Genomic DNA, 19,773 nt, shown 5'->3' on the forward strand with positions numbered 1-19,773 from the left:
AAAAAAATGCCTAAATATAAAATTTAAGCATTTCCAAATTAATTTTATTTACTTGTTCTATCAATTTTGTTATTAACAGCTGCTTTCATGAATTTTATTCTTGTTTTAGCAGTAGTTTCTATTATTATGAACTCATCGTCCATTTGAACTATAGTTCCAACCATTCCACCTTTAGTACAAACTTCATCGTTAACTTTAAGTGTATCCATCATTTCAGAATATCTCTTTTTTCTCTTTTTTTCTGGCATGATGATCATAAAAACGAATAAAGCTAATATAACTACTATTGGGATTATATTTAATAACATTCCGTGCATAACAACGCCTCTTTCTAAATTTAATTATGTGCTAAAAAATATTTTACATTTTAATTTATATATTGTCAAATATTAATTGTTTTTCCATGCCTCTAATTTGCTTTCTTTAAACTCTTTATAGCAATCATTATCAATGGCTTCTCTAATCTCTTCCATTAATTTATTATAGAAATATAAGTTATGAAGAACTGTTAATCTCATAGCTAACATTTCCTTTGCTTTAAATAGATGTCTAATGTATGCTCTAGTATAATTTTTACAAGTTGGACACTGACAACCTTCATCTATTGGTCTTTGGTCAAGCTCAAATTTAGCATTCATTAAGTTTATTTTACCGTTAGCAGTAAATACTTGCCCATGTCTACCATTTCTAGCTGGTAAAACACAATCAAAGAAGTCTACTCCTCTATCAACAGCTTCTAAAATATTTTCTGGTGTTCCAACACCCATTAGATATATTGGTTTATCTTCTGGTAAGTGTGGTACAACAGCATCAATTGTTTCATACATTTCTTCATGTGTTTCACCAACAGCTAATCCACCTATTGCATAACCATCAAGATCTAACTTTTTGATTTCTTCTGCATGAGCAATTCTTATATCTTTAAATGTAGCTCCTTGATTTATACCAAATAACATTTGTTCCTTATTTATAGTATCATCTAAAGAGTTTAATCTGTCCATTTCTGTTTTACATCTTTTAAGCCATCTAGTTGTTCTATCTACTGACTTTTCAACATATTCTCTCGTAGATGGTATTGGAATACACTCATCAAACGCCATAGCTATAGTTGATGCTAAATTACTTTGTATTTGCATACTTTCTTCAGGGCCCATAAATATTTTTCTTCCATCTATATGCGAATTAAAATATACTCCCTCTTCTTTTATTTTTCTCATACTTGCTAATGAGAAAACTTGGAATCCACCTGAATCTGTAAGAATCGGTCTATCCCAATTCATAAATTGGTGAAGTCCTCCAAGTTTAGCTACAGTTGTATCACTTGGTCTTAAATGTAAATGATATGTATTAGATAACTCAACTTGACATCCTATTTCTTTTAAATCCATACTTGAAACAGCACCTTTTATAGCAGCTAATGTACCAACATTCATAAATACTGGTGTTTCAACTGTTCCATGAGGTGTTTCAAATCTTCCTCTTCTAGCTTTTCCATCTTTTTTTAGTAACGTGTATCTTTTGCTCAAATTCTTCACTCCATTTCTACTTTATAAACATCGCATCTCCAAATGAGAAAAATCTATATTTATCTTTAACAGCTTCTTTATATGCATTTAATACATGCTCTTGACCTGCTAAAGATGCAACTAACATTATAAGTGTTGATTCAGGTAAATGAAAATTAGTAATTAAATTATCTACTATTTTAAATTTATATCCTGGATATATAAATATATCAGTCCATCCACTTGATTCTTTTACTCTACCATTTTCATCACCAATAGTTTCTAAAGTTCTTGTTGATGTTGTTCCAACAGAAATTATTCTTCCACCTTTTTCTTTAGTGTTATTTATTAAATCTGCTGTTTCTTTTGATAATTGATAAAATTCTGAATGCATTACATGTTCATTTATATCATCAACTTTTACTGGTCTAAATGTTCCTAATCCAACGTGTAATGTTAAATATCCAACATTTACACCTTTTTCTTTTATTTCTTCTAACAATTCTTTTGTAAAGTGTAACCCTGCTGTTGGTGCTGCAGCTGAACCCTTTTCTTTTGAATAAACTGTTTGGTATCTTTCCTTATCTTCTAATCTTTCATGAATATATGGAGGAAGTGGCATTTCTCCTAAAGAATCTAAAACCTCTTCAAAGATTCCATCATACTCAAATTGGATTACTCTATTTCCAGTTTCTAAAACTTCTACAACTTCACATTTTAACTGTCCATTTCCAAATGTGAATTTTCTTCCTACTCTTGCAGTCTTACCTGGTTTAGCTAAGCATTCCCATTTGTCACCTTCTAGTCTTTTTAAAAGAAGAAACTCAATTTTTCCACCTGTCCCTTCTTTTTCACCTATTAGTCTCGCTGGCATTACTCTTGTATTATTTAAAATTAAAGTATCTCCTGCTTTTAAGTATTCTATTATATCACTAAAAATTTTATGTTCAATTTCTCCAGTCTCTCTATCTAAAACCATTAATCTTGAAGAATCTCTCTTCTCTAATGGATGTTGTGCTATTAGCTCCTCTGGTAAATCAAAATTAAAATCACTTACTTTCATCCTTCTACTCCTCACCTTTAAAAAAGCTTTTTTGTTCTCCTACAGCTTTCTCATTTCCTAATTTTCTTCCTAAATGTTTATAGGCTTTTTCAGTTGCCATTCTTCCTCTTGGTGTTCTAACTATATATCCTTGCTGAAGAAGATATGGTTCATAAACATCTTCTATAGTCCCTAACTCTTCTCCTACAAAATAAGATAGTGTTTCTATTCCAACTGGGCCACCTTTAAAGTTATCTGTTATAGCTTCTAAGATTTTATTATCTACTCTATCGAAACCTTTGTCATCAACTTCCAATAAAGCTAATGCACCTCTAGCTTCTTTATAGCTTATAATATTATCCCCCTCAACTTCTGAGTAATCTCTTACCCTTTTTAGAAGTCTATTTGCTATTCTAGGTGTTCCTCTAGACCTTCCTGCAATTTCTCTAGCACCCTCTTCTGTTATTTTAGAACCAAAAACCATGGCACTTCTTATTATAATATTTGTTAATTGTTCTTCTGTATAATATTCCATTGCACAAAGAACACCAAATCTATCTCTTAAAGGAGATGTTAACATTCCTACTCTAGTTGTTGCTCCAATTAAAGTAAATTTAGCTAAATCTAATCTTATAGACTTTGCTGCTGCTCCTTTACCAATAACAATATCTAGTGCATAGTCTTCCATAGCTGGATAAAGTATTTCTTCAACATTTCTATTTAATCTATGAATTTCATCTATAAATAAAACATCGTTATCACTAAGGGTTGTTAATATCGCCGCTAAATCCCCTGCTCTCTCTATAGCAGGTCCTGATGTTATCTTTAAATTCCCACCCATTTCTTTAGCTATTATATTAGCAAGAGTTGTTTTCCCTAGTCCTGGAGGTCCATATAAAAGAACATGATCTAAGGCTTCGCCTCTTTTCATAGCTGCTTTAATAAATATATTCAAACGTTCCTTTACTTTATCTTGCCCTATATATTCTGATATTTTTTCTGGTCTTAAGCTAAGTTCTTTAGAATAATCTTCATTTAGTTCATTTGGTGTTATAATTCTCTCCATTTCTAACCCCCTATCCCATTAAAACTTTTAAAGCTTCCTTTATCATAATTTCCACAGTATTTTCCTTATTAATAACTTTTAAAGCATTATTTCCTTCTTTTTCTGAATATCCTAATGCAAGTAATGCTCCTAAAACTTCTTGGACATTTTCATAGTTTTCTTCTGCATTACTTCCTATTTCAAGACCTTCATCATTTAAGAATTCATCTGGTTTAAGTTTATCTCTAAGTTCTAATATTATTCTTCCTGCTGTCTTTTTACCTATTCCCGGAGCCTTACATAAATGTTTATCGTCTCCTGTCATTATAGCATATTTTAAGTTGTTTATTTTGCTTATAGACAATAAAGACAGTGCCGCTTTCGCGCCCACTCCATTTATCGATAATAACATGTTAAACATGTTTAATTCATCTCTTGATATAAATCCATATAACCCAATAAAATCTTCTCTTACTATTTGAGTTAAATATACCATAATTTCTTCATTTATTGATGGCATTTCAGCCATACTTATTCCTGAGGTAAATATTTTATATCCTATATTATTATTCTCGATAATTACATAGTCTTTAACTATCCCCATATACTTTCCTTTTATATATTCGTACATATGTAAATCCTCTCCTTAACATCAAAATGAAAGTATGTTCTCATTCTTAATCTACTTAATACTTTAACATTTAACATTTAATCTTTCAATACATATAAATCTTAAGGCTTAGCAAATTTTATCTGCTAAGCCTTATATATAAAGTATTTAAGAGGTTTTACGAACTTAACCCAGTCATTTCTTCTTCTACATCTTCTAACTTATCAGATGAGAAGTATGTTTTATTTTTTATTTTTTCCATTTCTTGAGGTGTTAATCTAATCATCTCTAAAGATGTCTCATACTCACGTATTATAGTCATTTTTTCATTTTCATTTTTATAAATAGCTAAATACCCATCTTTTTCACCAATTGTATATTTCTTTATAGTTTTTTCTTTTACTTTTTGTTTTTCATATTTGAAGATAGCATCTGTCTTTTCAGCTAACACATACCCATCTTTTGTCAAAGTTTCTGTCACTATATCTTCTGTAATTTTTTTATCTACACTATATGATTCTTTAAAAGTATCTATATTCATGATTTTTTCTACTTTTCCACTACTATACAATGCAATCATCAAATCCTCTTTAAGTTCCTTTGCTACATCTCTTGATGCAGATGGTTCACTATAGCTTTTGCTATTTTTTTGGTTTACCACTATCTTATATGTTATTGCAAAAATTGCTATAAATGCTAAAGTTGTTCCTAAAATAACGATTTTACTTTTCTTATTCATCTTTATCACTCTCCTTGTATTAGGAATTATACCCATTTTTTTCTTTCTTATACACTGTTAATTATTTTAATGTTGACTTTACTGATGGGAATTATTATAATTTATTCATTAATACTTTACTTACTTTACAAGGAGATAACATATGAAGAAAAATAAAAAATTTTTAATTTTAGGCTTTCTTCTAATTATTTTGGCTTTAGCTATAGGGGGATTCTTTTTAAAGAATAAAGCTACTGCACCTAAAAATAATTTTGAAGGAACAATTACTGTAGGTACTTCTGGTACATACTATCCTTTTACCTATATGGATGGGGATAAACTCCAAGGTTTTGAAATTGATGTTTGGAACGCCATTGGAAAAGAACTAAACTATAACATTCAATTTAAAACTGCATCATTTAGTGGATTATTTGGTATGCTAGACAGTGGAAAAGTCGATACTCTAGCAAATCAAATAACTGTAACTCCAGAACGTGAAAATAAATATACTTTCACTCAATCCACTACATATAGTGGTGCTCAAATCATCGTAAATAAAGACAATAACTCAATACATGACTTAAGTGATTTAAAAGGGAAAAAAGTTGGTGTGGATTTAGGAAGTAATTATGAACAAATTATACGAGACAAAGATATCCATAAATCGATAGATATCATTACTTATCCTAATACTGATGCTGCTTTTAATCAGCTAATCTTAGGTAGAATCGATGCTGTTGTAATAGATAAAATTTCAGCTCTATCTACTATAAAAGAAAAAGATTTACCACTTAAGCTTGCTGGTGCTCCTATTGATAGCATTGAAAATGCTTATCCTTTCACCAAAAGCAATCAAGCTTTAATGGACAAGGTTAATTCTGCTATTACTAAGTTAAAACAAAATGGAACTTTAACTACTATTTCTGAAAAATGGTTTAACACTAATATCACTGTTCCAAATAATGATGGTAATATATCAAATACTGTAACAACTTCATCGAAAAGTACTAGTTTTGATTTTATGTATTCTTTTAAATTAATTCCTTTACTTTTAAAAGCATTACATATTACATTATCATTATCAATTTTAGGTATGCTTTTAGGATTAGCAGTTGGTATTTTATTAACTTTTATAAGGCTTTATAAAATCCCTGTTTTAAAACAATTAGCTGAAATTTATATTTCATTTTTTAGAGGTACACCACTATTAGTTCAATTATTTCTACTGTATTTTGGATTACCTCAAATTTTCCCATTGTTAAAAGGAATGGATGCATATACTGCTTCTTTAATAGGATTAGGATTTAATGCTTCTGCTTATATAGCTGAAATACTACGTTCATCTATCTCAGCTATTGATAAAGGACAAATGGAGGCTTCTCTTTCACTAGGGATGAGTTCTTTCCAAGGACTTTATAGAATTATACTTCCTCAAGCCTTTAGAATAGCCATCCCTCCTCTTGGGAATATTTTTGTAGATACTGTAAAAGGATCCTCTTTAGCCTTTACTTTAGGTGTAGTAGATATACTTGCTACAGCTCAAATGGCTGCTGCTTCTAGTTATAAGTTTTTTGAAAGCTATATAATTGTTGCATTACTATATTGGATTTTAATACTTATTTTTAATTTCTTACAAAGAAAATTAGAAAAGAAGTTATCAGCTTATTAAATAGCTAGGAGGTTTTTATTATGATAACAATTGAAAATTTAAAGAAAAATTTTAATGATGTATCTATTTTAAAAGATATAAATTTAACTGTAGATAGAGGCGAAGTCCTAGTTATTCTAGGTCCTTCTGGATCTGGAAAAAGTACATTTCTAAGATGCTTAAACTTCTTAGAAACACCAGACTTTGGAAAGATTAGTATTGGAAATACTCATATAGATTCATCTAATGTATCAAAAAAGCAAATTTCAAATCTTCGCTCAGAATCTGCTATGGTATTTCAACACTATAACTTATTTAATAATAAGACAGTTTTAGAAAATGTTACAGAAGCTCTTCTCATAGTAAAAAAGTTACCTAAAAAAGAAGCTTTAGCTATAGGAATGGATGCTTTAGAAAAAGTAGGCATGAGTGATAAAAAAGATACTTATCCAAAATTTCTATCAGGTGGACAAAAACAGCGTGTCTCTATTGCTAGAGCTATCGCTTTAAATCCAAATGTCATTCTCTTTGATGAACCAACTTCTGCACTTGATCCAGAACTTGTTTCTGAAGTTCTATCTGTTATAAAAAATTTAGCAAAAGAACATAGAACAATGCTTATAGTAACTCATGAAATATCTTTTGCAAAAGATGTTGCAGATAGAATTATTTTTATGGATGATGGTTTTATTTTAGAGGATTCTACACCTGAAAAAATTTTTACAAACCCAAGTCATGAAAGAACACGTCAATTTTTAAATAAATTCATTATATAAACGAAAGAGGATATCTATTTTAGATATCCTCTTTACCTTATCGAAATATTATTTACCCTATTTTAATAATCCCCTATTTTTACGCATATTTCTTAACAGCGTATAAACTTTATTCAAATTTCATTTATATTATAATATATTTCTATTCATTTTTCAAACTTTTTTTATATTTTATACTTTTATTTTTTATTTTTTTAATATTTCATCACTTTTTAAAAAGAAATATTTCCCATATTTTCATTTAATAATAGTAATTATTATTAAATATTAGCTATTTTTTAAAATGAATAGATTTACATTTCCTTTAATATACATATATGTTATTTAAAACTTTGCACACTTTAAAAATACTCTCTATTATATAAGTATTACGTTTTAATTTACTTTATAATTAAGGGAGGTTTTTTAATGAATGACTATAAAGTGGAACAAAAAATTCTTAAAAATAAAGGCTTTATTATTTTTGTTGGATTTTTGAGTGCTTTTGTTCCTATGTCAACTGATCTTTATTTACCTGCTCTACCGAGTATGATAAATGAATTTCACACAAATGTACAAATTTTGAACCTTACTATAACATTCTTCTTTTTATTTTATGCAATAAGCATGTTATTTTGGGGTCCTTTAAGTGACAAACACGGTAGGCGAAAAATACTTTCCATCGGAATGATTTTATATACTATCGGAAGCTTTTTATGTTTTTTTGCTAAAACAGTTGATTTTTTAATAATTGCAAGAATTCTTCAAGCTATTGGAAGTGGTTCTGCTGTTGCTGTTTCTACAGCAATGATGAAAGATGTCTTTGTAGGTAAAAAATTAGTTGCTATGTTAGCAACGGTACAATCTATAGCAATGACGACTCCTGTTATCGCTCCAATTATTGGTTCTTTTATTTTAGAATTTACTTCATGGCATGGAATATTCCTCGTTTTAACTATAGTTGGTATTATTGCAGTTATCGGAAGTTTACTGCTTACAGAAACTTTACTAGAATTTAATACTGGAAACTTATTAAGTGTATTTAGTAACATAATTACTGTTGGTAAGAACCCAAGGTTCTCATCATTACTAGTAGTATTTTCAATTAATAGTATGCCAATGATGGCTTATATAACAATGTCTTCATACATATATATAAACGGCTTTAAATTAAGTGATCAAGTATATAGTTTATTTTATTCTTGTACAGGATTATTCTTAGTTATTGGTCCATTACTTTATATTAAATTATCAAAAAAATTCAAAGATTACGGAATAATAACCACTTGTTTTATTATTGTTATCATAAGCGGAATACTTCTGCAAGTAGTTGGTTTTAGAAATCAATATACATTTATATTAACTCTTATTCCAGCAATGTTATTTGGTAATATGCTTAGACCACCTGGAACTAATCTTATGTTATTACAGCAAGATCATAATATAGGTTCAGCCTCTTCTCTTATAAGCTTTGCTAGCACAATTATGGGAAGTATAGGTATGTTTGTAATTACATTTAACTTTGGAAATAAAATAGTTGATATTGGGTTTATGTACCTTGTAGTTTCAGTTATAAGTTTAGTCCTTTGGCTAATCGTAACTAAAACTCATTTTGTAAAATTATCAAAATAAGGATTAGAGTTAAACTCTAATCCTTATTTTTCTATATAAAAAATACACTTTTATTATGGATATATCATAATAAAAGTGTATTTTATAAATTAGCTAAAGAATTAGCCTTCCCATCCTTCTGGGAATTCAGCATTATGGTAAACTTCTTGTACATCTTCATCGTCATCAAGTAAGTCTAACATTTTTTGGAATTTCTTAGCATCGTCTTCATTGATTTCTGTCATTGTATCAGGAATCATTTTAACGCTAGCATCTAAGAATTCTATTTCTTCTTTTTCTAAACTTTCTCTAACTGTTCCAAAGTCTTCTGGAGTAGTGTATACTACAAATACTTCATCCTCAGATTGGAAATCTTCTGCTCCTGCATCTAATGCAAGCATCATGATTTCTTCTTCATCTAAATCATTTTTTTCTATAACAATTTCACCTTTTTCTTGGAACATGAATCCAACACATCCTTGTGTTCCCATGTTTCCTCCACCTTTAGTGAAAGCACTTCTTACATTACCTGCTGATCTATTTTTATTATCTGTTAACGTATCTACTATTACGGCAACACCAGATGGACCATATCCTTCATATACAATGTGGTCATAGTTTATTGATGCTAATTCTCCTGCTGCTTTTTTTATAGCTCTACTTATTGTATCATTTGGCATGTTTGCTGCCTTAGCTTTTGCAATTACATCTCTAAGTTTTGCATTTGAATCAGGACTAGAACCACCATTCTTTACAGCCATTACTATTTCTTTACCTATTTTTGTGAAAATTTTTCCTCTTTTTGCATCCGTTTTACCTTTTTTGGCTTGGATATTATGCCATTTTGAATGTCCTGACATATCGATTCCTCCTGTCTTAAATAAAAGTTTTTCCTATAAAATTATATCATTGTAGCAATTATTGTTCAACCACCCAATAATTTATATTTTATTTATATATCTCATATATCTATATATTTTTATATAATCTGCCCTCTTCCTTAAAATATACCCCGTCTTCACTTATGGTTATTTTCGCTTTTCCATTAGTTATTTGAGTAAATTCCTCTTCCATCTTTTCTCTTAAACTTTCTTCTGCATATATGTGTATAATAACTTTATCAGTATATTCTGTTTCTTCTATATGCCATTCATTTTGTCCACATGTATATTGTATTTTACCTAAAAGGTCATATTCTGTTTCTATAGAGAGTTTAAGTCCATTTACTTTTTCTACTATTCCAGCACTTTTTAAAGCTATACTAGCTCCCTTTATATATGCTCTAGTAAGTCCTCCTGCACCTAAAAGAATCCCACCAAAATATCTTGTAACTACAATAGCACAATCACATACTCCACTTTTTTTCATTACTTCTAAAATTGGAATTCCTGCTGTTCCTTGTGGTTCCCCATCATCTGAATATCTTTGAATATTATTTTTCTCTCCAATTACATATGCAAAACAGTTATGTCTCGCTTGCTTATGCATAGCTTTTATTTCTGCAACAAATGCTTTTGCTTCTTCTTCTGTTTCAACACGCTTTGCATATCCTATAAATTCGGATTTTTTCTCTTCAAATCTGTCTTCGCCTCTATCTCTTATAGTTATATATGACATCTAACTCCTCCTTTATAATATCTATTCCTATCTCTATCTTCTCTCTATCCGTCTGTGAAAAACCTAATCTAAAGGATCTGTCCCCTTCTTCTTTATTCTTAAAAAATAATACTCCTGGAGTTATAAAGACATTTTTTTCTCTAAGTCTAAAAAATAATTCTCTAGAAGTTATCTTATTACTTTTTAATTCTAAATAGAAATTTAATCCTCCCTTTGGTTTTCTATAAGTTACGTATTCACTTAATTTTAGATTTATCTCATTTTCTAAAAAAGTATATCTTCTTTTATACTCCTTTGATAACTCTATTATATTCTTTTTCCAACCACAATTTTTAATATAATATTCTAAAGCTCTTTGCATAAGACTTGATGTAGATATATCTGTATTAAACTTTGTTTTAGAAAAATTTTCTTTAAATTTAGCTGGAGTTATTATATATCCTAAACGTATTCCAGGTAAAAATATCTTTGAAAAACTTTTTATATATACTACCCTATCATCTTTATCTAACTTCTTAAACGGTATGTATTCTAAAGTTTTTTCATATATAAGTTCTGATAAATAATCATCTTCTATTATATAGAAATCATATTTGTTAGCTAATTCAAGAATCTTTTTTTTCTTTTCTAAACTATAAGAACTTCCTGTTGGATTTTGAAAATAACTCATAACATACAATAATCTTATTTTATGTTTTTTAAGAACATCTTCAAACTCTTTTATATTTATCCCGTCATTTTCCATAGGTATCTCTATTATGTTTGCTTTTTTCCATTTAAAAACTGATAAAGCTCCACCATAAGTAGGCTTTTCCACTACAATGTTCTCATTTATATTAAGCATGGCTTTTGATGCTATATCTATACCTTGTTGTGCTCCAGAAACAATAAGGATATTTTCATAATCAATTTTATTTCCCCAAAATACACTATTAATGGTTTTTCGTAAAGGCTCATACCCTAAAGCATCTTGAGTTAATAAAACTTCTTCACCATCTCTATCTAAAACTTTATTTATTATTTCTTTAAAATCTTTTATTGGAAAGAAAATTTCTTTAGTTGTTTCGCCAGTAAAATCTACAAAATCAATATCTTTTCCTTGAATCATTTTAAAAGTTTTAGAGTATTCACGTCTAAAATTAAATGGAATTTCTTTTCTTTTAGCATAAGTTCCGCTTCCTATTTTTTGATATGCATATCCCTCTTGCTTTAATTTATTATATGCACTTATAACTGTTATTTTATTTACATTTAACTTTAAACTTAAACCTCTGATAGATGGTAGTCTCTGTCCATCTTCTATATTCCCATTTTCTATATTTTCTTTTATCTTTAAATAAATCTCTATATATTTACTTTCCTCTTCTTTAAAACAAATATCATCTATCCACATAAAGACTGCCCCTTATTTACTTATTAATATCTTACAACTCACCTTTAGATTAGCTTTTATATTTATATTTAAATTTAGCTTTATTTAAAATAGAGTCTTAGGATTTTCTCCTAAAACTCTATTTTCTTATAATTCTTTTATTAAAAACTCTTTAGTTTTATTATAAACTTCTTCATCTACTTCAGCTTGTATTAACGTTCCTCTATCCTCATAGTCTTCTTTTAATATTCTAGAACTTCTATGAAGCATTGATACTATATCCCCTTTTTCATAAGGAATTATAAGTTCTACTTTCTTTAAGCTATATGGAAGCTTTTCTTCTATTTTATGAATTAGTCCTTCTATATTCAGTTCTTGTTTTGCTGAAATCTCAACTATATCATAACTAGAAAACTCTTCTCTTAAAGCTTCTATTTGCTCTTCTGTAGCTTTATCTATCTTATTTAAAACAAGTATCGTTTCTTTCCCTAAAGCATCTAACTCTTTTAATACTTCTTCAACAGCTTTCACTTGCTCAATAGACTCAACACTCGATGCATCTACTACGTGACATAAAAGATCTGCATAGATTACTTCTTCTAATGTTGATTTAAAAGCTTCAACTAAATCATGTGGTAACTTTCTAACAAATCCAACTGTATCAGTTAATGTTATAAGCCCCTTATTTTTTAATATTATAGCTCTTGTTGTTATATCTAATGTTGCAAAAAGCATATCTGCTTCAAAAACATCTTCTTTTACTTTATTTTCCTTAGAAGTCGCAACTTTGCATAATGTATTTCTAAGAGTAGATTTTCCTGCATTTGTATATCCTACTAAAGAAACCTTAGGAATACTTTCTTTATTTCTCTTTTCTCTTTGAACTTCTCTAGTTTTCTTAATTTTTTTAAGTTCTGCATTTAAATCATATATAGTTTCATTAATATGTCTTTTATCTGTTTCTAGTTTCTTTTCTCCAGGTCCTCTTGTTCCAATTCCTCCTCCAGTTCTAGAAAGGATTGTTCCAAGTCCCATAAGTCTACTTTTTCTATATTTAAGCTGTGCAAGTTCTACTTGAATTTTTGCTTCCTTACTCTTTGCTCTTCTTGCAAATATTTCAAGAATAAGAGTAGTTCTATCAATAACTTTTGCTCCAATTGCATTTTCTAAGTTTCTTACTTGAGCTCCTGATAGTTCGTCATCAAAAATTATTAGATTTGCTCTTTCCACCTGTCTTAAATGAGCTATTTCTAAAACTTTTCCTCTTCCTATGTAAAATGCTGCATCAATTTTATTTCTTGCTTGGAACATTTTGTTTAATACTGGTATTTCACAAGCCTTTGTTAATTCTTCTAACTCTTCTAAACTTTCTCTTGTATCAGAACCAACTAAAATAGCTTTTTCTTGTAAATCTTCTTCAACTTCATTTTCTTTAATTAAATTTTCTGAATATCTTATTTTATCTAACACGTCTATTGCTAATAAACCATCTAAAGAAAGATTGTTTTTTTCTTCATATACTAAGTTATTATTGTATAATGTTAAATTTGCAAAAGAAAAATCTATTACTTCTCCTTTTGATATCCCAATTGCTACAATTGCATCTAATTTTAATTTTACAAGTGCACTTAGATCTAAAGCTGAAAGATTGCTATATCCATTTGGATGTGTATGAATTATTCTTACTCCTGCTAATCTTTTTTCATTTATATCTAATAAAGGAAGTTCTACAGATGTGGAATCTCCAATTGCAATTGAAGTTACTTTTCCTTTTCTATCAATAGCCACACTGACTTCTCTTTCAATATTAGTTGATACCTTTGCAATTCTTTCTATAATTTCAACAGAACAAAATTCTGTTTTTTGTGTTTTCAAACTATACAAAGAATCTAACTCATTTATTATGGAATTTTTAACTCCATCTACATTTCCGTGTATCACTTCTATCACCTCTTAACTATCTAATCTTTTTATGAATTGCTTTAATTTTACTCTATCTCTTCTTTATTGTAAACATTACTATTAAATTTTTCCCTTGATTTTTAAGGCATAATAAAGTATTTTATTTAATAAGGACAATGGTTTTAAAAATTGGAGGTTTTCACATGGATAATAAAAAACGTAATGTACTATTTTCAGAAGAACAAATAAAAGAAAGAACTAAAGAAGTTGGAGCTTTAATAACTAAAGATTTTGCTGATAAAAATCTTTATGTACTTTCTCTACTTAGAGGAAGCTTTGTTTTTGCAGCTGATTTAGTTAGATGTATAGATACTAAAGCTAAAATTGGATTTATGACTACATCAAGTTATGGTGATAGTGAAGAAAGTTCAGGTAGAGTTAAAATAGTAAATGATATTCCTGATAATATTGAAGGCTATGATGTTTTAATAGTTGATGATATTGTTGATAGTGGTATCACTATGAACTTTGTTGTAGAACACGTAAAAAAATTAGGTGCTAATTCAGTTAAGACTTGTGTACTTTTAGATAAACCTTCTAGAAGACAAGTAAAAATTTCACCTGATTATTGTTGTTTCCCAATTGACGATTTATTCGTTGTTGGATATGGACTTAACTATGGTGACTACTATAGAAACGTACCATACGTATTTAACTGGGAAGCTTAGGATATATAAATTTTAGTTTAATAAACCTAGACAAATATACTATTTGTCTAGGTTTTAATTTTATATTTTTTTAATTTACACTTTTTACTTTTTATTCATCTTTAGTCACTACCTATCGCTGAATTTAAACCTCCTAGGTCTATTGATGTATTAGGAATTTTCCCAACAACAACAATATCTGTTAAAGGCACCTCTGTATTTACTGTTATCCCTTCCATATATAAAGGAATTTGAATATTAAGCTTTGCTTCAACTTGCAAATATACTGTATATCGTGTTTGATTTATTCCTTCACTTTCAAAGTTAGCCGAAAACTTTGTTGATACATTTCCTATAGGATCAACATTTACTGTAATATCTGGTCCAAATTCATAATAAATACTACTGTCTGTTACCCATCCCATTGGAACCTTTATTCCTTCTGTTCCCATCTTTTGAATAGCTTCATTACATCTAGTAGAAATTATTCCATTTAGTTTATTTAATTTCATAGTATTTGCATTTATCATATTTATATTTCCATCTGGATCCTTTTCTATATGAATTGCATCATCCTCCTTAAACAACTCATCAAATGCTTCTATACTTATTTCATTTATAACTCTTATAACCTTGTTTTTCATTGTGGCCTTAGCAACTTCTAAGACTGTTGGCATTACTTTTTTATCAAAAAAAACAATAAAAGCATTGGTTAGTACTGCTAAGATAATCCCTAAAAACAGCCATGATTTTAATTTTTTTCTTTTACCGGGTTTCCGTCCTCTTTTATTGGTGTAATATTCCATATAAACCTCTTTATTTGATTTGTATTGTTTTCCTAATACTATAATTATGTTATAATTATGAAGAATATTAATTTTATACTAATTTTTAGGAGGGGAAGATGGCGAAGGACAATATCTCAAAAAATAAAAATCCACGTCCAAATAGTTCTAAAAGCAAAACAGCTCAGACTATTAAAAGGACAGATTCAAATAAAGATATTTTAAAAGGGGCTAAAAAACAAAAAAAATCGAATAAATCTAAAAAATCAAATAAAAAAATACTAAAATATTCTCTACTAGGATTACTATTACTTTTTCTTTCAGTATGTGTCGTTAGTTTAGGTTATGTTTTTGCAGTTATAAAAACATCTCCAGAATTAAATATTGAAAAGATTAAAAACGGTAATGATCCTGCCGAATATTTTGATTACAAAAATAAAAGTTTAGGTAGAGTGGTTTCAGGAGAAACTCAAAGATTCCCTCTAGATTCAAAGGAAATTCCTGAAAACCTTAAAAATGCTATAGTTGCTATAGAAGATGAAAGATTTTATAGTCACTCAGGAATTGATATAAAAAGAATTGGTGGAGCTATTGTATATGATGTGAAATCGATTATTACAGGTTCTGGAGGAATGCAAGGAGCTTCAACTTTAACTCAACAGCTGATTAAAAATTCAATGCTTACAAATGAAAAGAAAATAGATAGAAAAATAAAAGAAATGTATCTTGCACTTCAACTTGAAAAAGCTATCTCTAAAGATGAAATTTTAACTGCTTACCTTAATAATTTTCCTGTAGGTGGTACATCTTACGGTGCTCAAGCTGGTGCTAATTATTACTTTAACGGAAAATCAGCTAAGGATTTAACTTTAATAGAAGCCGCTTATTTAGCTGGCGTTACTCAATCAACACATTATTATAATGCTTATGTTCAAGGAGATCCAAAAGTTTATATAGATAGAACTAAAACTGTTCTTATGAAAATGAAAGAACATAACTTTATTACTGAAGCGCAATATACTAAAGCATTAAAAGATTTAGATTCTGGAAAACTTGTTTTTAAAAGAAAAGAAACTACTCATGACATAAAATATGAAGCTGCTCTTGATGCAACTTTATCACAAGTAAAAAGAGATTTAAAAGCTAAGTATAAATCTACTGATGAAGAGGTTGATAACCTAATTGCTAAAGGTGGATTAGAAATCCATACTACTATAGATACAGCTCTTCAAGATAGTGCTCAAAAAATCTTAGATGATTATAGTAACTTCAATATTGGTAGAACTGATACTAAAGATAAATTTGGAACACCAGAACTTCAAGCTTCTGCTGTTATCGAAGATTACAAAACTGGTGAAGTTAGAGCTTTAATTGGAGGTCGTGGAAAACAACCTGCAAAGTCTACTAATAGAGCTTATAGCGCTATGCGTGCTGTTGGTTCTGCTGTAAAACCATTAACATCATATGGACCAGCAATTGACCAAAAAGTTGCAACTGCTGCTACTGTAATTGATGATGCTCAAACTAAAGCCATTGATAGTATTTATCCTATAAAAGGTAGTTCTTTAAAAAATTCACCTGGAACTTACAGAGGTCTTATTCCATTACGTGAGTCCTTAAAGTATTCAAGTAATATAGGTTCTGCTCTTACTGCTAATATGGCAGGTATAGATACTGGTGTAAAATATGGTGAAAAATTTGGACTTAAATTTAATGATTCATCTAAAAATTTACCAACTCTTGGTTTAGGACAATTCCAAAATAACGCTGCTGATCCTAATGGTCCTGATGGTGGAAATCCATTTACTGTAGCTTCTGCTTATGGAGCTTTTGGTAATAATGGAATGATTATAGAGCCTACTTTATATAGTAAAGTTCTTGATAGAGATGGTAATATTATTTTAGAACCTAATAAAGAAGCTAAGAAAGTTTTATCTCCTCAAGCTGCATATATTTTATATGACATGCTTAAAGGACCTATAAGCTACAATGGAAGTTATGCTAAATTTAGTGACATGCCAGTAGCAGGTAAAACTGGTACTACAACTGGTCGTCAAAATGGAAGTAAAGATTACTGGTTTGCAGGATTAACTCCTCATTACAGTGGTGCTGTATGGGTTGGATATGATGATCAAAGATCTATAGTTGGTGGTGGCTCTGGCCAAACTGCTGCAAATCTATGGGGAAAAATAATGAAAATTGCAAATGTTGGACTTAGTACAACTAATATACAAATGCCAAGTGGTATAACTAAAGTATCTGTTTGTGCTGATTCTGGAAAATTACCTACTGATTTATGTAGAAGAGATCCTAGAGGTAATAGATCTTATACTGAAATGTTTATTAGTGGAACTCAACCTTCTGGATATTGTGAAACTCATGTAGAAGCAGATGTTAACTCATCTAACAATTTATTAGCAACTGGTTCGACTCATCCTAGTTTAATTGTAAAAAAAGTATTTATTAAAAAGGCATATCCTTATTCAAATGCACTTGACAGTAAATATGTCCTTCCAACAAAGAAAGATACTTCTGTTTATGTTGAACCAGAAAAGGAAGAAGAGACTGATGCTGATGATGACTTAGAATTAAATGATACTCCAGATAATAATGCTGCAAATAATAATAATAATAATAATAATAGTACCAATACTACTACTCCACCTAATAATAATAATAATGGTAATACGGATACTGGTACTACTGAAAAACCTGAAGAAAAACCACCAACTCCACCGATAAATCCACCAGTAGAACCACCTGTTGAACCTACTGCACGAAATACTAATAAAACTAATATTGCAGCTTAAAAGCAAACCACCTTCTTAGGTGGTTTTTTTATTTTATTTAATATAGTACAATTTTTGCAATAAGGTTTATACAATTATGCATTTTACACTTCATTTTCTCGTTCTATATTTATTTTTCTTTTGAATATGAATTTTTATTTTTTAAATATTGCATTTTTCCAAAAATACTATATAATTAATATTAAATTACTGTATAGGGGGATATATTTTATGAATACTTTAAACACTTTTCTTTCAAATTTTAATGATTTTATCTGGACATATATACTTATAGCTGTTTTATTAGCTTTAGGTCTTTACTTTTCTATAAGGACTAAATTTGTACAATTTAGATATATAAAAGAAATGTTTAGATTACTTGGTGATGGTATTGGTTCTAAAAAAACTAAGGGTACCATTTCTTCTTTCCAAGCATTTTGTATCAGTACAGCTTCTAGAGTTGGAACTGGAAATTTAGCTGGAATAGCTATTGCAATTTCGCTAGGTGGTCCTGGTGCTATTTTCTGGATGTGGGTTATTGCTTTACTTGGTTCTGCTTCTAGTTTTGTAGAATCTACATTAGCTCAAATCTTTAAAGAGAAAAATTCTGATGGTTCTTTTAAAGGCGGTCCTGCTTACTACATGGAAAAGGGACTTAATAAAAAATGGATGGGAGTTTTATTCTCAATCCTAATTACTATCTCTTTCGGTTTAATTTTTAATGCTGTACAAGCAAATACAATTACCGCTTCTTTCAATGAAGCTTTTAATGTTAATCAAACTTTAATTGCTCTTATTTTATCTGTATTAACAATCTTTGTTATCTTTGGTGGTGTTCAAAGAATCGCTAAAGTATCAGAAATCTTAGTTCCTGTCATGGCTATTGCTTATATTTTAATTTCATTATTTGTTATTTTAATAAACATTAAAGAAGTTCCTGCTACAATATCATTAATTTTCAAAAGTGCTTTTGGTTTTGAACAATTTGCAGGTGGAACTTTAGGTGGAATCATATTAGTTGGAGTAAAAAGAGGTCTTTTCTCTAATGAAGCCGGAATGGGAAGTGCTCCAAACGCAGCTGCTACAGCAACTGTTTCACATCCTGTAAAACAAGGTCTTATTCAAACTCTTGGAGTATTTACAGATACTTTAATCATTTGTAGCTGTACTGCTTTTATCATCTTACTTTCTGGTGTTGATTATACGGCTGGAAATATGGAAGGAATTCAACTTACTCAAAGAGCTTTAAGTTCTCAAATCGGACCATTTGGTAATACCTTTATAGCTATTTGTATCTTATTATTTGCATTTAGTTCAATAATCGGTAATTACTATTATGGAGAATCTAACATACAATTCTTAACGTCAAATAAAAAATACTTATTTATTTACAGAATTTTAGTAATTATTATGATTTTCACTGGTTCTTTATCTAAAGTTTCTGTAGTATGGACCTTAGCTGATGTATTTATGGGCTTTATGGCCATTGTAAATTTAATTGCCATATTTATGCTTGGTAAATATGCATTTAAAGCTTTAAATGACTACTCTGCTCAAAAAAAGGCTGGAATAAAAGATCCTGTATTTAAAAAATCAACTATAGAAGAATTAGAAGAAATTTCTGAATGGTAAAATATAAAAAGAGCTTTTCATTTTTGAAAAGCTCT

General features: G+C 29.2%; 17 protein-coding genes and 1 pseudogene. 7 read left to right on the forward strand and 11 right to left on the reverse strand.

Annotation, left to right across the window (positions count from 1 at the left end; all coding sequences use genetic code 11):
• Positions 1-44 precede the first annotated feature (44 nt).
• The 6 genes from yajC to Q0W06_RS12065 form a co-directional block, all read right to left on the reverse strand.
• Entirely contained in the window at positions 45-317 is a 273-nt protein-coding gene (gene yajC / locus Q0W06_RS12040) for a preprotein translocase subunit YajC (protein WP_297635763.1), read from the reverse strand.
• Between the two features lie 72 nt (positions 318-389).
• The gene (gene tgt, locus Q0W06_RS12045) at positions 390-1,526 is read right to left on the reverse strand and encodes a tRNA guanosine(34) transglycosylase Tgt (protein WP_297635766.1); all 1,137 of its coding nucleotides are present in this window, start codon (positions 1,524-1,526) and stop codon (positions 390-392) included.
• 16 nt (positions 1,527-1,542) lie between these two features.
• Entirely contained in the window at positions 1,543-2,568 is a 1,026-nt protein-coding gene (gene queA / locus Q0W06_RS12050) for a tRNA preQ1(34) S-adenosylmethionine ribosyltransferase-isomerase QueA (RefSeq protein WP_297635769.1), read from the reverse strand.
• Positions 2,569-2,572: 4 nt separating this feature from the next.
• Positions 2,573-3,613 (reverse strand): Holliday junction branch migration DNA helicase RuvB, encoded by a 1,041-nt coding sequence (gene ruvB / locus Q0W06_RS12055; RefSeq protein ID WP_297635773.1) that lies wholly within the window; start codon positions 3,611-3,613, stop codon positions 2,573-2,575.
• 10 nt (positions 3,614-3,623) lie between these two features.
• On the reverse strand, positions 3,624-4,223 hold the full coding sequence (ruvA, locus tag Q0W06_RS12060) for a Holliday junction branch migration protein RuvA (protein ID WP_297635777.1): 600 nt from the start codon (positions 4,221-4,223) through the stop codon (positions 3,624-3,626).
• 157 nt (positions 4,224-4,380) lie between these two features.
• A complete protein-coding gene (locus tag Q0W06_RS12065; protein ID WP_297635780.1) occupies positions 4,381-4,941 on the reverse strand; it encodes a hypothetical protein in 561 nt (186 codons plus the stop codon).
• Positions 4,942-5,245: 304 nt separating this feature from the next.
• Here Q0W06_RS12065 and Q0W06_RS19665 point away from each other — a divergent pair.
• The 4 genes and pseudogenes from Q0W06_RS19665 to Q0W06_RS12080 all read left to right on the forward strand — a co-directional run.
• Positions 5,246-5,800 (forward strand): annotated as a pseudogene (locus tag Q0W06_RS19665) (transporter substrate-binding domain-containing protein); the annotation flags it as partial.
• A 141-nt stretch (positions 5,801-5,941) separates the two neighbouring features.
• Complete coding sequence (locus Q0W06_RS19670; protein WP_366516779.1) at positions 5,942-6,589, forward strand: amino acid ABC transporter permease; 648 nt, start codon at positions 5,942-5,944, stop codon at positions 6,587-6,589.
• Positions 6,590-6,609: 20 nt separating this feature from the next.
• Entirely contained in the window at positions 6,610-7,344 is a 735-nt protein-coding gene (locus Q0W06_RS12075) for an amino acid ABC transporter ATP-binding protein (RefSeq protein WP_297635783.1), read from the forward strand.
• Positions 7,345-7,752: 408 nt separating this feature from the next.
• Complete coding sequence (locus Q0W06_RS12080) at positions 7,753-8,955, forward strand: multidrug effflux MFS transporter (protein WP_297635786.1); 1,203 nt, start codon at positions 7,753-7,755, stop codon at positions 8,953-8,955.
• 101 nt (positions 8,956-9,056) lie between these two features.
• On the opposite strand, the gene Q0W06_RS12085 is transcribed toward Q0W06_RS12080, so the two are convergent.
• From Q0W06_RS12085 to hflX, 4 genes are all read right to left on the reverse strand, one after another.
• Positions 9,057-9,794, reverse strand: a complete 738-nt coding sequence (locus Q0W06_RS12085) for a YebC/PmpR family DNA-binding transcriptional regulator (protein WP_297635789.1) — start codon at positions 9,792-9,794, stop codon at positions 9,057-9,059.
• A gap of 109 nt (positions 9,795-9,903) precedes the next feature.
• Positions 9,904-10,551, reverse strand: coding sequence for a YigZ family protein (locus Q0W06_RS12090; protein ID WP_297635792.1), 648 nt, complete (start codon positions 10,549-10,551; stop codon positions 9,904-9,906).
• A complete protein-coding gene (locus tag Q0W06_RS12095; protein ID WP_297635795.1) occupies positions 10,526-11,944 on the reverse strand; it encodes a PLP-dependent aminotransferase family protein in 1,419 nt (472 codons plus the stop codon). Before Q0W06_RS12095 ends, Q0W06_RS12090 begins: the two co-directional genes overlap by 26 nt.
• A 126-nt stretch (positions 11,945-12,070) precedes the next feature.
• Complete coding sequence (hflX, locus tag Q0W06_RS12100) at positions 12,071-13,864, reverse strand: GTPase HflX (RefSeq protein ID WP_297635798.1); 1,794 nt, start codon at positions 13,862-13,864, stop codon at positions 12,071-12,073.
• A 164-nt stretch (positions 13,865-14,028) separates the two neighbouring features.
• On the opposite strand from hflX, the gene hpt reads away from it, so the two are divergent.
• A complete protein-coding gene (hpt, locus tag Q0W06_RS12105; RefSeq protein ID WP_297635801.1) occupies positions 14,029-14,553 on the forward strand; it encodes a hypoxanthine phosphoribosyltransferase in 525 nt (174 codons plus the stop codon).
• A gap of 101 nt (positions 14,554-14,654) precedes the next feature.
• On the opposite strand, the gene yunB is transcribed toward hpt, so the two are convergent.
• Positions 14,655-15,338, reverse strand: coding sequence for a sporulation protein YunB (gene yunB / locus Q0W06_RS12110; RefSeq protein ID WP_297635804.1), 684 nt, complete (start codon positions 15,336-15,338; stop codon positions 14,655-14,657).
• A gap of 98 nt (positions 15,339-15,436) precedes the next feature.
• Here yunB and Q0W06_RS12115 point away from each other — a divergent pair, with 98 nt between their 5' ends.
• The gene (locus Q0W06_RS12115; RefSeq protein ID WP_297635807.1) at positions 15,437-18,127 is read left to right on the forward strand and encodes a transglycosylase domain-containing protein; all 2,691 of its coding nucleotides are present in this window, start codon (positions 15,437-15,439) and stop codon (positions 18,125-18,127) included.
• A gap of 210 nt (positions 18,128-18,337) precedes the next feature.
• Entirely contained in the window at positions 18,338-19,738 is a 1,401-nt protein-coding gene (locus Q0W06_RS12120; RefSeq protein ID WP_297635810.1) for an alanine/glycine:cation symporter family protein, read from the forward strand.
• The last annotated feature ends 35 nt before the right edge of the window (positions 19,739-19,773 follow it).

Origin of the sequence: uncultured Clostridium sp. (assembly GCF_947072515.1) — a bacterium.
Taxonomy (GTDB): domain Bacteria; phylum Bacillota; class Clostridia; order Clostridiales; family Clostridiaceae; genus Clostridium.

Excerpts from the sequence above, each read along its gene's own strand:
- yajC (WP_297635763.1), bottom strand. The coding sequence starts at position 317 with ATGCACGGAATGTTATTAAATATAATCCCAATAGTAGTTATATTAGCT.
- ruvA (WP_297635777.1), bottom strand. The coding sequence starts at position 4,223 with ATGTACGAATATATAAAAGGAAAGTATATGGGGATAGTTAAAGACTAT.
- Q0W06_RS12115 (WP_297635807.1), top strand. The coding sequence starts at position 15,437 with ATGGCGAAGGACAATATCTCAAAAAATAAAAATCCACGTCCAAATAGT.
- Q0W06_RS12090 (WP_297635792.1), bottom strand. The coding sequence starts at position 10,551 with ATGTCATATATAACTATAAGAGATAGAGGCGAAGACAGATTTGAAGAG.
- queA (WP_297635769.1), bottom strand. The coding sequence starts at position 2,568 with ATGAAAGTAAGTGATTTTAATTTTGATTTACCAGAGGAGCTAATAGCA.
- ruvB (WP_297635773.1), bottom strand. The coding sequence starts at position 3,613 with ATGGAGAGAATTATAACACCAAATGAACTAAATGAAGATTATTCTAAA.
- Q0W06_RS12085 (WP_297635789.1), bottom strand. The coding sequence starts at position 9,794 with ATGTCAGGACATTCAAAATGGCATAATATCCAAGCCAAAAAAGGTAAA.
- Q0W06_RS12065 (WP_297635780.1), bottom strand. The coding sequence starts at position 4,941 with ATGAATAAGAAAAGTAAAATCGTTATTTTAGGAACAACTTTAGCATTT.
- Q0W06_RS12120 (WP_297635810.1), top strand. The coding sequence starts at position 18,338 with ATGAATACTTTAAACACTTTTCTTTCAAATTTTAATGATTTTATCTGG.
- yunB (WP_297635804.1), bottom strand. The coding sequence starts at position 15,338 with ATGGAATATTACACCAATAAAAGAGGACGGAAACCCGGTAAAAGAAAA.
- Q0W06_RS12080 (WP_297635786.1), top strand. The coding sequence starts at position 7,753 with ATGAATGACTATAAAGTGGAACAAAAAATTCTTAAAAATAAAGGCTTT.
- Q0W06_RS12095 (WP_297635795.1), bottom strand. The coding sequence starts at position 11,944 with ATGTGGATAGATGATATTTGTTTTAAAGAAGAGGAAAGTAAATATATA.
- hpt (WP_297635801.1), top strand. The coding sequence starts at position 14,029 with ATGGATAATAAAAAACGTAATGTACTATTTTCAGAAGAACAAATAAAA.
- Q0W06_RS19670 (WP_366516779.1), top strand. The coding sequence starts at position 5,942 with ATGTATTCTTTTAAATTAATTCCTTTACTTTTAAAAGCATTACATATT.
- Q0W06_RS12075 (WP_297635783.1), top strand. The coding sequence starts at position 6,610 with ATGATAACAATTGAAAATTTAAAGAAAAATTTTAATGATGTATCTATT.